At 34.4% G+C, this 13,461-nt stretch carries 12 protein-coding genes; 9 read left to right on the plus strand and 3 right to left on the minus strand.

The annotated features are described in order from the left end of the window. The first annotated feature begins 583 nt into the window (after positions 1-583). Positions 584-2,182 (plus strand): alkaline phosphatase family protein, encoded by a 1,599-nt coding sequence (locus I7822_RS00430; RefSeq protein WP_243459180.1) that lies wholly within the window; start codon positions 584-586, stop codon positions 2,180-2,182. Between the two features lie 110 nt (positions 2,183-2,292). On the opposite strand, the gene I7822_RS00435 is transcribed toward I7822_RS00430, so the two are convergent. Next, positions 2,293-2,586 (minus strand): hypothetical protein, encoded by a 294-nt coding sequence (locus tag I7822_RS00435; RefSeq protein WP_207974836.1) that lies wholly within the window; start codon positions 2,584-2,586, stop codon positions 2,293-2,295. Between the two features lie 610 nt (positions 2,587-3,196). On the opposite strand from I7822_RS00435, the gene I7822_RS00440 reads away from it, so the two are divergent. The 7 genes from I7822_RS00440 to nadE all read left to right on the plus strand — a co-directional run bounded on the left by I7822_RS00440 (position 3,197) and on the right by nadE (position 9,610). Beyond that, on the plus strand, positions 3,197-4,045 hold the full coding sequence (locus tag I7822_RS00440; RefSeq protein ID WP_207974837.1) for a VOC family protein: 849 nt from the start codon (positions 3,197-3,199) through the stop codon (positions 4,043-4,045). 114 nt (positions 4,046-4,159) lie between these two features. Continuing rightward, positions 4,160-4,879, plus strand: coding sequence for a 3-ketoacyl-ACP reductase (locus tag I7822_RS00445; RefSeq protein WP_207974838.1), 720 nt, complete (start codon positions 4,160-4,162; stop codon positions 4,877-4,879). A gap of 269 nt (positions 4,880-5,148) precedes the next feature. Then, positions 5,149-5,928: an NUDIX domain-containing protein gene (locus I7822_RS00450; protein ID WP_207974839.1), complete on the plus strand. Its 780-nt coding sequence runs from the start codon at positions 5,149-5,151 to the stop codon at positions 5,926-5,928. Positions 5,929-5,974: 46 nt separating this feature from the next. After that, the gene (locus I7822_RS00455; RefSeq protein WP_207974840.1) at positions 5,975-6,523 is read left to right on the plus strand and encodes a cysteine hydrolase family protein; all 549 of its coding nucleotides are present in this window, start codon (positions 5,975-5,977) and stop codon (positions 6,521-6,523) included. A 52-nt stretch (positions 6,524-6,575) separates the two neighbouring features. Beyond that, positions 6,576-8,057 carry a nicotinate phosphoribosyltransferase gene (locus I7822_RS00460; protein WP_207974841.1) on the plus strand — a complete coding sequence of 494 codons (1,482 nt, stop codon included), beginning with the start codon at positions 6,576-6,578 and terminating at the stop codon, positions 8,055-8,057. A 107-nt stretch (positions 8,058-8,164) separates the two neighbouring features. Further along, entirely contained in the window at positions 8,165-8,779 is a 615-nt protein-coding gene (gene nadD / locus I7822_RS00465) for a nicotinate (nicotinamide) nucleotide adenylyltransferase (protein ID WP_207974842.1), read from the plus strand. 12 nt (positions 8,780-8,791) lie between these two features. Continuing rightward, complete coding sequence (gene nadE, locus I7822_RS00470) at positions 8,792-9,610, plus strand: NAD(+) synthase (RefSeq protein WP_207974843.1); 819 nt, start codon at positions 8,792-8,794, stop codon at positions 9,608-9,610. Positions 9,611-10,133: 523 nt separating this feature from the next. Here nadE and I7822_RS00475 read toward each other — a convergent pair. Beyond that, a complete protein-coding gene (locus tag I7822_RS00475) occupies positions 10,134-10,367 on the minus strand; it encodes a cyclase (protein WP_207974844.1) in 234 nt (77 codons plus the stop codon). 200 nt (positions 10,368-10,567) lie between these two features. Continuing rightward, positions 10,568-11,731 (minus strand): CapA family protein, encoded by a 1,164-nt coding sequence (locus tag I7822_RS00480; protein WP_207974845.1) that lies wholly within the window; start codon positions 11,729-11,731, stop codon positions 10,568-10,570. A 733-nt stretch (positions 11,732-12,464) separates the two neighbouring features. Here I7822_RS00480 and I7822_RS00485 point away from each other — a divergent pair. After that, positions 12,465-13,256 (plus strand): aminoglycoside phosphotransferase family protein, encoded by a 792-nt coding sequence (locus I7822_RS00485; RefSeq protein ID WP_207974846.1) that lies wholly within the window; start codon positions 12,465-12,467, stop codon positions 13,254-13,256. The last annotated feature ends 205 nt before the right edge of the window (positions 13,257-13,461 follow it).

The following is a 13,461-nucleotide window of genomic DNA, read 5'->3' on the forward strand; positions in this document are numbered from 1 at the left end:
AATTTTCTGTATTTTTATAATATTTTCATAGAAAACGGTTTCATTGCAAGTCCTTATTTAGTTACTAGAATATATGAAAGAATATTTCATTAAAGAGCTTAATGAAATAAAAATTAAAACAAATGTATTTTTATACAAATTTACCATTTTGTGTGTTATTTATCTATTAGCATAAGCTAATTTCATCAATTAGAAATATTAAATTGAGGAGGTCTATAATATAGATTCGATATTCAAATCTATCTATGGTTCTTTCAGTAAAATAGATATTATGATTAATTTCCTCAAATTTTATTTCATGTTTTTCCTTTGGTTTGTAATGCTTCTCTCCTACAACAAAGTAGTATAAGTCCTCGTACTGTTCATATTGTTATAAATGTCAATGATAATATGTACATTTTTGATCGTTTTAGAATGTACAATATTGACCCTCGACCATTTTTAATTAAATTTAGGGGTCTTTTGACTATATTCGATATAAACCTGCTGAATCTTGAATTTCCAATGTATGTTACCTATATACCTTATTCTCCATAAATAATAATTCATAGAAATTGAAGAAATTGTTAAGAATAAAGCACGAATGAAAATTATTAAACACGAAGGTGGAATGATGATGGGATTTCGTTCGATTTTTATTGTATTCCTTTCCATCCTATTAATTGGCTGCACTGTTCATAAAAATAACGAAGAGCAAGATTTACTACCTATTGCCATTCAAACGAATAATAAAAATCCCCCTAAAGTTGTCCTTCTTATCATTGATTCATTGATGGATAAACCATTAAAGCAAGCGATTCAAGAGAATAAAGCGCCTGCCCTGGCATTTTTTTTAAATCATGGCCGTTATAATAAAAACCTAGTCAGCTCCTATCCAACAATGTCAGTTACAATAGACAGCTCTTTAATAACGGGTACTTACCCCGATAAACATAAAATTCCCGGTCTTGTATGGTATGACGAAGATGAACAGCGAATTATCAATTACGGAAATGGTTTTTTCGAAATGGTGAAAATTGGGGTTTCTCAGTTCGCTGAAGATTCCCTATATCAATTTAATAATGTGGATCTCAGCCCTAAGGTGGAAACCATTCATGAAGTATTAGATAAAAGAGGGAAACGAACAGCTTCTATTAACTCTATCATTTACCGAGGAAATTATGAACACACTCTTAAAATTCCAAAGGTCTTATCGAAAACTACTGCTTTGCCAGATCATTACAATACCTCCGGACCAAAGATACTGTCAGTGGGTGCATTTATTCGTCAGGACGAAAAAAATAAACATTTAGTAAATCGGATAGGGCTCAATGATGCATTTGCAGCCCAAGAATTAAAATATCTTATAGAAAAGAATAAACTTCCTGAATTTTCAATTATTTACTTTCCGGTAAATGATCATGTTGTACATAGAAAGGGAACTATGACGACTGAAGGCATTGAGGAACTTGATAAACAACTACAAGAAGTATTAAATGTATTTCCAAACTGGAAAAATGCCCTTGATAATATGATTTGGATTATCATTGGAGACAGCAAGCAATCATCAGTTAAAAAGAACAAAAAGGAAGCATTAATTGATATACGAGACGCTCTTTCTAACTACAATATTCTAAAGCTTAATGAGCCTGTTCGTAATAAAGATGAACTTGTCATTACGGCAAATGAACGAATGGCATATGTATATAAGATCAATGAGGATATACCCTTGCAAGATATTATCAGTAGATTACAAACAGATGAGCGTATAGCATGGATCGCATGGAAGGAAAACGACATGATTCAAGTAAAATCAGGAGATCAAGATGAAGTCTTTCAATTCAAACCTGGTGGAGTTTTTAGAGATGTTTATAATCAAAATTGGTCCATAAAAGGAAATAGCTCAGTTCTTGATCTGGCTATAGATAATAACAATCAAATTAAATATGGGGATTATCCAGATGGATTAGCAAGATTGTATGGTGCATTACATTCACAAAAAGGAGATTTTCTAATAATGGATGCTAAACCTGGTTACGAATTTATCGGAGAAAGTTCTCCTGAACATACAGGTGGGGGTGCCCATGGGTCTATGCATAAAAATGATTCTCTTACACCTATTATTGTTACAGGAACCGATAAAAGCATAGATCATTTGCGTATTGTTGATTTAAAAGAATGGATATTGGATATCTTAAAATGAGTTTAATATCCGTTTTATACAGAGAAAATTTTGATTCGGATTTTACTGATTCCAATTTCTACACATAAAAATGCCTACATTGAAGTAGGCATTTTTATGTGTACTGAAATTTATTTGTTTGTTAAAGGATTTTTGTCAGGTACTAATTCCTTTGAAAACTCTGTTATACCAGCAGCGTTTGGCATTTGGCCAGCTGTTTGTGTTCGAATATTATTCATTACATTTTGAACAGGACGTAGCATATTTCTGTTTCGATTACTCCTTATTCCAAAAACGGCTGCACTAACTCCTAGACCTAATAAAGACGCCCACATCATGCCTCTATTGTTTCTTTTCCTGCCAAACATCTTTAAAATATTTTGTCTTCTCCCTGTATTCAAAAGAGCTGTTATCCAATTATTCATTTTCAAGCACTTCCTCTTTTAAAATTTGTAAAGCAAAACTTTTCCCTTACTTCATCTAATATTTACTTTAAGGGATTTGATGATGCTGGCAATGTTTTGATATGGACTAATTTCATTAAAGTGTTTTAACTGATTAAGTTATAAAATGGAATTGACAAGAAATTCAATATGTTTTAAGTAGAACATAAAGAAAGCCCTTTACATTACAAAAAACATCTTTTGAATAGAATCAATAATTGCGAAGAACCTAAACTCTAGATAAATTTCTTTTGCCCCTTCATAATTTTAACGCGATCATCCAAATTATCCCATAAGTTCTATTTCTAATTAATCTAAAGAAGGGATACCGATTGCTGATAAAAATCAATACTTCTCCACTATTTCTTATAGTAACGCACCCCGTTTCAATAAGAAAAAAATGTGTAACAATTTAAACATTCCTTACATTTTGATCTTCAATTCTTTTTTATGACATCTATATATGATTGTACAGGGTACACATGTCTTCAATCTTTCCTTACATTAAGATATAAATACTTGACGTAACCTTTTTACAATTATATACTTACTATCAAAAAGTAAGTTAAATATTCTATTCGGAGGTAACTTTATGAGCTTTCATGGTCAACCTAATACATTTGTTAGTGAAGTACATCTTAAAATTAGCAACTTAACACAATCGGTCCAATTTTACACTAATATTATTGGCTTACAAGTTCTTAGTAAATCAGCAAAGATGGCAAGTCTTACTGCTGATGGAGTAAATACGTTAGTCGTTCTTGAAGAGATTGACAATGCTACTGCTAATACAGGAAGAAAGTCCGGCTTATATCATATCGCTCTCCTTCTACCAAATCGTCAGCAATTAGCTAATACTCTTTATCATTTGCTTGAGACTCGTTATCCCCTTCAAGGTGCCTCAGATCATCTTGTAAGTGAAGCCATCTATTTAGCTGATCCAGATGGAAACGGGATTGAGATCTATGCAGATCGTCCAGAGGAAACATGGAAAAAATATGATGGTACAATCGAGATGGCTACTAATCCTCTAAATGCAGAAGATTTATTAGCGCAAAGAGGCACTGAATCATTTGTCGGCTTACCACCCGAAACAATGATGGGGCATATTCACCTACAAGTTTCCTCCATTAAAGAATCTGAAGAGTTTTATCAGGCACTTGGCTTTCATGCAGTAAATCGCTATGGGCTTCAAGCGTTATTTATTTCTACAGGAGGTTATCACCACCATATTGGCTTAAACACATGGAATAGCGCGGGATCTACTGCCCCTTCAGAAAATGAGGTTGGCTTAAAAACTTTCACTGTAAAGTTTCCAAATGAAGAAACTCGAAATTTGGCCATTAACAATCTAAAAACATTAGGTACTGAAATTACGCAAAGAGAAAACCAAATCTCGACTTTCGATCCATCGAAAAATGTGGTCCTTCTAGCCATTTAAAAGCAAGAAATGGTAACTATAAATCCTTACTAATAAATCAAGATCTTTGACATATATTTTACGGATTATGTAAGATGAAACCATATCTTACATACTGAAAGGAGCCCGAATAAAATGGCACAATCATTACAAGAAAAAGTTGCGCTTGTAACAGGGGCTGGAAAAGGCATTGGTCGCGCTACAGCACTTGCATTAGCAAAAGAAGGTGTGAATGTTGGACTTATTGCTCGAACTGAAACAGATTTAATGAATGTTGCTAAGGAAATCGAAGCCTATGGTGTGAAAGTAGCCTATGCAACTGCAGATGTTTCCTCGATGGAACAAGTAGATCAGGCTGTAGCAACTATTAATAGTACACTTGGCACAGTAGATATTCTCATCAATAATGCTGGAACTGGAAAATTCGGTAAATTTCTTGAACTTGAACCAGATGAATGGAAACAAATCATTGATACGAACTTAATGGGTGTTTATTATGTAACTCGTGCAGTTCTTCCACAGTTGATTGATAAAAATGGTGGTGACATCATTATGATCTCCTCTACAGCTGGTCAAAAAGGTGCACCTGTTACTAGTGCATACAGTGCTTCTAAGTTTGGAGTTCTAGGATTAACAGAATCTTTAGCACTTGAAGTTCGTAAGCATAATATTCGTGTAACTGCCTTAACGCCAAGTACAGTAGCAACAGAATTAGCTTATAAGGAAAACTTAACAGATGGCAATCCTGAAAAAGTCATGCAGCCAGAAGATTTAGCAGAATTCATCGTTGCTCAATTAAAATTACATCCTCGTATTTTTATTAAGTCAGCTGGCCTTTGGTCGACTAATCCTTAATCCGTGTGTAACCAGTATCTCTACAATGAGCTACTGGTTTTTTATTAACTCATATTTAATCGCTTTTTATAACAAACTAATAAGACCCTCTCCCACTTACCTGCTTTACCATCTATTTACTTTCTTACCTTCCCAATTCGTCCATACACTGTAACTTTTTCCCTATTTTCAATAAAAGTTGTAGACAATGTTCAGAACTTAACATATAATACAATTAACAATTAACATCTTGTTAATTAAAATAAGAATGATAATAGGAGTGCAGTACCATGTCTAATAAAGAAGCATTAGAACAATATGATCATAAACAATTTCGCACACCAGATGGGTACACTTCTGATATTGCAGTTTTTACCATTCTCTCTACTAAAATCGGAGAATTTAAGCCGCCCCATATGACTTTAATGTTGATGCTTATTAAAAGAGCTCAATTAAATGCTGAGGGCCACCCTAACATTGAAGCTGGTAAATGGGCATTACCTGGTGGTTTTGTTCAACCGGATGAATCTGCATTTGAAGCTGCAAAAAGAGAGCTTGAAGAAGAAACAAGCGTAAATAGCATTCACATTAAGCATTTTGGTGTTTACGACAAACCTGGACGAGATCCTCGTGGTTGGATTATCTCAAATGCACATTATGCTATTGTTCCCGAGCATGAGCTTTCGAAGCGTAGAGCAAATGATGATGCTGCAGATGTAAAGTTGTTTTCGGTTGATGAAGTGCTGCAGCTTGACTTGGCGTTTGATCATCGTGAAATAATAGAAGCCGCAATAGCTGTGATTAAACATGATTTACTACAAACACCAGTAGCAAAAAGCTTTTTACAAGATCATTTCACGTATTCTGAATTACAAGCGGTATTAAAAACAGTTACAAATGATCCGGCGATTACTAGCGATCAAGCTTTTTCAAGAAAAATTAAGACTCTTCCTTTTATTGAAGAAGTTTCCGGTCAAAAAACGCAACGAACATCAAAGACCCCTACTCAACTTTATCGATTTGCAGATGAAATGAATATTGTAAGACCGATTTATACTGCAAGATATTAATTGAAAATGCTTGTAAAGATACTCTATTTTTTAGGAGGAAATTTAAATGAAAAAAGCATTAATTAATATTGACTACACAGTTGATTTTGTAGCTGATCATGGTGCATTAACATGCGGAAAGCCAGGACAAGAAATTGAAAAAGATATTGTACAAATAACAAACGAATTTATTATTAATGGTGATTTTGTCGTTTTTGCTATTGATATGCATAATGAAAAAGATACCTTCCACCCAGAGACAAAGTTATTCCCCCCGCACAACATAAAAGGAACGAATGGTCGAAACCTTTTTGGTGAATTAGAAAATGTATATCAAACACATCAACAGAAGGATCATGTTTATTGGATGGATAAAACACGGTACAGTGCTTTTGCAGGCACTGATCTTGAACTTAAACTTAGAGAACGCGGAATTACAGACCTTCATTTAGTGGGTGTTTGCACTGATATTTGTGTATTGCATACAGCAATTGACGCTTTTAACAAAGGATTTAACATTACAGTCCATAAAAAAGCAGTAGCAAGCTTTAACGCGCAAGGCCATGATTGGGCTTTGAATCACTTTAAAGCATGTATTAATGCTACAGTTATCTAAGAATACAATGATTTTTACATGAAAATAGATCTTTTTACTGGAGGATATGACGATGAATAACAACTATAGTGATGATAGCTTAGCTCTTCACACAGATCTTTACCAAATAAATATGACTGAATCTTATTGGGAAGATAATATCCACAATCGAAAAGCTGTATTTGAAGTATATTTTCGTAAGCTTCCCTTTGGTAATGGCTATGCCGTTTTTGCAGGACTTGAAAGAATCATTCAATATCTAGAGGCTTTCCACTTCAGCGAAACTGATATTGCTTATTTACGTGATGAATTAGAGTACGAGGATGACTTTTTGACATATTTGAAGGATCTTCGCTTCACTGGAAATGTCTATTCAGTCGTTGAAGGTGAGATGGTATTTGGGAATGAACCAATTATTCGTATCGAAGCTCCTTTAGCAGAGGCACAATTAATTGAAACTGCTATCCTAAACATTGTAAATTACCAAACCTTAATTGCGACAAAAGCAGCCCGAATAAAACAAGTTGCTGGTGAAGACACAGTGATGGAATTCGGAACGAGACGTGCTCATGAATTGGACGCTGCGATCTGGGGAACAAGAGCTGCTTTTATCGGTGGATTTGATGCCACTTCAAATGTTAGAGCAGGAAAATTGTTTGGAATTCCTGTATCTGGGACCCACGCACATTCTTTCATTCAAGCTTATAAAGATGAATATATTGCCTTTCATAAGTATGCACGTCGCCATAAAGATTGCGTTTTTCTTGTTGACACTTACGATACATTAAAATCAGGTGTACCAAATGCAATAAAAGTTGCAAAGGAATTAGGAGACAAAATTTCATTTAAAGGAATTCGCCTTGATAGCGGAGATTTAGCTTACTTATCCAAGGAAGCAAGAAAAATGCTTGATCAAGCAGGGTTTCATGATACAAAAATAGTTGCTTCTAATGATTTAGATGAAGAAACAATAATGAACCTAAAATCTCAAGGAGCAAAAATTGATATTTGGGGAATAGGGACAAAACTAATTACTGCTTTTGACCAACCGGCGTTAGGTGCGGTCTATAAACTAGTGGCAATTGAAGATGAAGATGGAGAAATGATTGATACAATCAAAATTAGCGGCAACCCAGAAAAGGTATCAACCCCAGGTTTAAAGAAAGTCTATCGAATCATCAATCGATTAAACAATAAATCCGAAGGGGACTACATTACCCTTCATAATGAACAACCTGAAAAGGAACAAAAGATTAAAATGTTTCATCCTATTCATACATTCATTAGCAAATTTGTCACGAACTTTGAAGCAAAAGAACTTCACCAGAAAATTTTCATAGATGGAAAGCTCGTATATGACACACCAACATTGATACAAATGCAGACGTATACGATGGAAAATTTACAATTATTGTGGGATGAATATAAACGAGCATTACATCCTGAAGAATATCCAGTTGACTTAAGCCAAGCGTGCTGGGAAAACAAAATGAAAAATATTGAAGAAGTTAAACAAAAGGTTTCAGAAATGATATCAGATAGTTCAAATTCATAATAGATCCCCCCTCTTATTTAATAATATTACTTGGAACATAAAGCTACCCATACTTGTTCTAGTTTTTTGGTCTAACGGTTTTCATTATGAATCTCTGGAGGATAACGATGGGAAAAATCGGGATTTATGGATCATCCTTTGACCCTGTTACAAATGTACATCTTTGGACTGCAAATACAATTCGACATCGCTGCAAGCTTGATAAAGTCATCTTCTTGCCATGTTCTAGTAAGCGGAAAGATAAACAGATGCAAACAGACGACAGTCACCGCCTGAATATGCTTCAGCTGGCAATCGAAAATAATGATACATTCATAGCTGATGATTACGAAATGACTCAAAATGCTTGGAATATTTCAACTTACGAAACATTAAAGTATTTTAAAAACAAATATAAAAATGATACGATATATTTTATTATGGGTGCTGATCTATTAATCGATATCGGAAAAGGAAAATGGGGAAACTCAAGTACGCTTGTACAAGAAAACAAGTTTATCGTAATGGCAAGAGATGGTATAAACATGTTAAAAGCGATTAGCAGTTCACCTATATTAAGAAATCATGATGATGGTGAAACATTTCATTTAATCGATAAAGGTCTAGCTATGGAAATTAGCTCAACCTATATTAGAGAAGAGTTTTCCCTAGGTGGAGATCCTCGCTATCTTTTACCTGAAGTATGTTACAAATATATTAATGAACATTCATTATATCGGTAGGAGGAATGAAAAATGAGTATACAAAAGCAAATTATGAGTGATTTACATGTAAAAGAAACAATCAATCCTAAAGAAGAAATCCAAGCTCGTATTGCATTTTTAAAAGATTACGTAAAGAAAACAGGAGCAAAGGGCTTCGTACTTGGAATTAGTGGTGGCCAAGACTCTTCCCTATCTGGTCGCCTTGCACAGCTTGCAGTAGAAGAACTACGAAATGAAGGCTATGAGGCTAAATTTATCGCTGTTCGTCTTCCATATGGTGTTCAAAAAGATGAAGATGATGCACAGCTAGCATTATCATTTATTCAGCCTGATGAAAGTATTGCTTTTGATATTTCTAGTACTGTTGATACATTTGCCCAAAACTATCATGGTACAACAGGTGAACCTCTCACTGACTTTAATAAAGGCAATGTAAAAGCGCGAGCACGCATGGTTACACAATATGCGATTGGCGGACAAAAAGGCTTATTAGTCATTGGCACAGACCATGCAGCTGAAGCTGTAACTGGATTTTTCACAAAATACGGAGATGGTGGAGCAGACCTTCTACCACTTACTGGATTAACAAAACGTCAAGGTAAAAGCTTATTACAGGAATTAGATGCACCAGAACGTTTATATCTTAAAACACCAACTGCGGATTTACTTGATAACACCCCACTGCAAGCAGATGAAACTGAGCTTGGCATTACGTATGATCAACTAGACGACTATTTAGAAGGAAAACAAGTTGATCAAGAAATCGCTGAAAAAATTGAAAAACGCTATCTTTTTTCTCAGCACAAGCGTGAACTACCTGCTACTATGTTTGATGCATGGTGGAAATAAGAATCAATAAAGATAGCCCTGATTAGTTCATATGAACAATGAATCTGATTGGGGTTCTTTTTATTTCTCTATTTGGGGTAGCAAAGGGAATTTGAAAATTCACAACGTTAAGGGTACAAACTTAGTTATATTAAGGGTTATAAGACTTGTATCAATAGGGTTTTAATCTATTAATTATTAATTATTATTTCACTTGAATTTATTCAAGAGGTTTTAAAAAATAAGTGCAAACGGAGTAACTCATTCCCCAAATACAGGAAACCTTATTCTCTTTTATATTGTTAAGGAATCTACAGACCACGATAATCACTATAAAATACAAATCATACAATTTTTAAAAGAAAACACCTTAGACTAATTCAAGTAGTTTTGTTATGCACTTTTAACCTTGCTATAGAAATGCGACCGATCGTAATGTTTAATGTTAAACTCCCTTTCTTGTTTTTCACAAGATGAAAGTAGAAACCATTGAATATTAAAGACAGACTCGTAGAGACAGAATGGTAATTTGTTTTGCTTAATGTTATTTTTCAGACTTTTCATCAACACCTCTTCTTTTATGCTTTTCATTAATAATTTTTTTGTTAAGTATCCTAACTTCACCGACCATCAATAGCCTCATATCTTCTACAATGTATTTAGCCAACTCTTCATCAGTTATATCATCTCCATCAATATCTAGACGAAATTCTTGCCCTTGAATTCCACCGCCATTCGTAAACTCAATTTCAAAATCGAATTGAACTCGTTTATCCATACAGAATCCACCTTAACTTTTATTATAGCGTTCCCCTTATACTATTCTTGTTAAAAAAGACAAATACCTTCCTGAACTAAACTTCCAAAAGACTATTTGTGTCAATTATTTTAATTAAAAAGGCACTTACCTTTTAGTGCCTTTTAGCAAAGCTGGTTTAAAAATTCAATTATTTTTTTAAAGTCCACTCTTTTTAATTACTAAAATGAGAACTTTAAATCTGGCATCCATTGCTTCATATGATTTATTATTTTTTTATATACTGCTTCTTTGCCTGCCACCTGTTTAAGAGGTGAAACAACATAATCTTCACCAACAAAAGTCGGAATAAAAGAAGGGTCTTTTAACTTAACCACTTTTTCACCATTTATATCTACCTTCACAACTTTAATCTGCATAATTCCGCCGATATCTTTATAGTCCCCTTTTTGACCAGATAAGAAATTACCTAGTGAGTAAGCGACAAATGAACATTTTCCGTCTGCCCTTTCAATCCATTCCATCGGCTGCAGTACGTGAGGATGATGCCCAATAATAATATCGGCACCGGCATTTGCGGTTTGACGTGCTAATTTCTTCTGTTCAACATTTGGTAACCTTTGATATTCTTTCCCAAAATGAAGACTGACAACAACGACGTCAGATAACTCTTTTGCTTCTAAAATCTCTTGTTCGATCTTCTCCTCATCTATTAAGTTTACTAAATACGGCTTATTCTTTGGTACTGAAATACCGTTCGTACCATACGTATAAGCTAAAAATGAGAATATAATACCGTTCCTTTCCAACGTTCTAATTTTCATTCTATCTTTAGATGAGACGTAAGAACCTATATAAGGCATACTGATCTTATTCCAGTGGTCAATGGCATTTCGGATCGCCTCTTCCCCACGATCTAACGTATGATTATTTGCTAATGTCACAACATCAACACCACTTTCTTTTAACGCATCCCCCACTTCATGTGGACTGTTGAATGAAGGGTATGATGAAAGACCTATCCCTACACCGCCTATCATCGTTTCTTGGTTAGCAATACTAATATCTGCTTCACCTAAATAGGCTTGGACCGGTGTAAGCAAAGGCATAAAATCATACTGTCCGTTTCCGACATGTGCTGGATTGTATACTCGATCATGAATGAGCACGTCACCGACGGCAGATAATGTAGCCGTCGAAGTTATAACAGTAGACTGATTTCCAGGCTCTTCTGAGGTTTCCGTATTAATTTCCTCTCCTGAACCTGTAACCTTATCCTGAATAGAAGAAAATTGTGGCTCCATATATTTTTTCTGCACGAAATAATAACTTGAGACTACTAAAATAAGAGTTAATAATGAAAAATAAAATAATAGCCTTCTCATCAAAATTCTTCCTTTTTTATTTAATTCTTTTTAGGATGTCCTACATTTAGAATTAGCATGCTATCCCTATATTTTCCTAATGAAATGAATTACAACTTAAGAAGACTTCTTCTCCCGAATCTACCGTAATAACCTCAATATCAATGACTGTATACTCTCCATCCTCGTTCTTTTCTATATATGAATTTTCCTTATACTTAACAGAAAGGAAATTCATATATCATTGGATCATTACAATGTCTATATATTTCAGGTTATGCAAGAATATTAGCCATAACATGATATTCCGGATCATTTTTTGCTTTTCGGAAAACCATATTCACCATATGATTATTATTTGTCTCATGAAATTCATTTATAAAGTACATTATGTTGCCTCCTATTAATTTTCATAACAACCTTAAACTCAGTAACGGAAATTGAAACAAGTGAGGAATTTTATATTACCAATCCAGAAAAAACTGATGGGGAAAGCTTTACAGTCGAAGTTTATGCAATTCCTTAATGCTACTTATGATCGCTTAACGTTGTTCATCCGCATTTTACTGACTGGACCTCTTTTTTACAAAAAAAGTAATATTTGATGATATCTATGTTAAGCTTATTTTAATAGGATTGAAGGAGGCGTTTCTATGGTTAGCAAATTGAAAACGCTTCGGGCAAATTTTGTTGGGGATTACATATAATTGCCCTATAAACTCTGTTTCCCCTATTTTTGAAAGGTGGAAATTTAATGTACTCTGAGAATAGCTTACCTGAATCATCTGAAATGGTACTATCAGAAAAGAAAGCGGTAATTAAAAAGTCAAATGCTATACTTAGACCTTCTGGAGAATGGACAAAAGATGTGCATAAAGTGTTAGCTCATTTAAATCGTAAAGGCTTTACGTATGCTCCAAAAATTGTCGGTACGGGCTATTCTTCAGACGGAAGAGAAGCCCTTACATTTATGCAAGGAGATATGATTCATCCAGCACCTTGGAATGATGATGGATTATTTGAACTAGGAAAAATGATTCGAACTTTGCACAATGCAATGAGTTCATTTCCTGTTGAACAAAGTATTTGGCAGGAATGGTTTTTACACTCGATAGGTGAACCTAGCATAATAAGTCACTGCGATATTTCTCCTTGGAATATATTAACTTATCAAGGGAAACCATGCGCTTTAATTGATTGGGAATACACTGGTCCAGTTGATCCATTAATGGAACTTGCACGGGCATGTTGGTTATTTCCTAAGTTAATGGATGATGATATCACCCTTATACAAGGCTTTCCCTCTTCCCAAAAAAGAGCACAACAAGTGAGATTGCTAGTAGATGGGTATGGCTTAGTAGCTAATGAACGTAGCAGAATGGTTGAACGAATCATTGAAGTTGTTATACATGAAACTGCCAATGAAGCAATAGAAGGACATGTCACAGAGGAAAGTGTCGGATTACTTTGGGGATTTGCTTGGCGATCAAGGTCAGCTGCTTGGATCTTAAGAAATCGATCTATTATAGAAAAAGCGTTAAAGTAACTTTAATGCTTTGTATTTAATTCAAAAAAATTCAATAGCCAACATGTAGACAATTACTGTTGGCTATTGATTTAGGACTGTTAGTAGCTTGTGTGCTATTTTAGTTGCGATAATTCCTACGCATAAAATATCTTTATCATTATTCTATTCACCGTAATTATATTATGTAAATAAGATTAGATAGGACAGAATCATTCTGCCCTAT

This window comes from Metabacillus bambusae (assembly GCF_017497975.1).
In the GTDB taxonomy this organism is placed as follows: domain Bacteria; phylum Bacillota; class Bacilli; order Bacillales; family Bacillaceae; genus Metabacillus; species Metabacillus bambusae.

Excerpts from the sequence above, each read along its gene's own strand:
- I7822_RS00430 (WP_243459180.1), top strand. The coding sequence starts at position 584 with ATGAAAATTATTAAACACGAAGGTGGAATGATGATGGGATTTCGTTCG.
- I7822_RS00435 (WP_207974836.1), bottom strand. The coding sequence starts at position 2,586 with ATGAATAATTGGATAACAGCTCTTTTGAATACAGGGAGAAGACAAAAT.
- I7822_RS00440 (WP_207974837.1), top strand. The coding sequence starts at position 3,197 with ATGAGCTTTCATGGTCAACCTAATACATTTGTTAGTGAAGTACATCTT.
- I7822_RS00445 (WP_207974838.1), top strand. The coding sequence starts at position 4,160 with ATGGCACAATCATTACAAGAAAAAGTTGCGCTTGTAACAGGGGCTGGA.
- I7822_RS00450 (WP_207974839.1), top strand. The coding sequence starts at position 5,149 with ATGTCTAATAAAGAAGCATTAGAACAATATGATCATAAACAATTTCGC.
- I7822_RS00455 (WP_207974840.1), top strand. The coding sequence starts at position 5,975 with ATGAAAAAAGCATTAATTAATATTGACTACACAGTTGATTTTGTAGCT.
- I7822_RS00460 (WP_207974841.1), top strand. The coding sequence starts at position 6,576 with ATGAATAACAACTATAGTGATGATAGCTTAGCTCTTCACACAGATCTT.
- nadD (WP_207974842.1), top strand. The coding sequence starts at position 8,165 with ATGGGAAAAATCGGGATTTATGGATCATCCTTTGACCCTGTTACAAAT.
- nadE (WP_207974843.1), top strand. The coding sequence starts at position 8,792 with ATGAGTATACAAAAGCAAATTATGAGTGATTTACATGTAAAAGAAACA.
- I7822_RS00475 (WP_207974844.1), bottom strand. The coding sequence starts at position 10,367 with ATGGATAAACGAGTTCAATTCGATTTTGAAATTGAGTTTACGAATGGC.
- I7822_RS00480 (WP_207974845.1), bottom strand. The coding sequence starts at position 11,731 with ATGAGAAGGCTATTATTTTATTTTTCATTATTAACTCTTATTTTAGTA.
- I7822_RS00485 (WP_207974846.1), top strand. The coding sequence starts at position 12,465 with ATGTACTCTGAGAATAGCTTACCTGAATCATCTGAAATGGTACTATCA.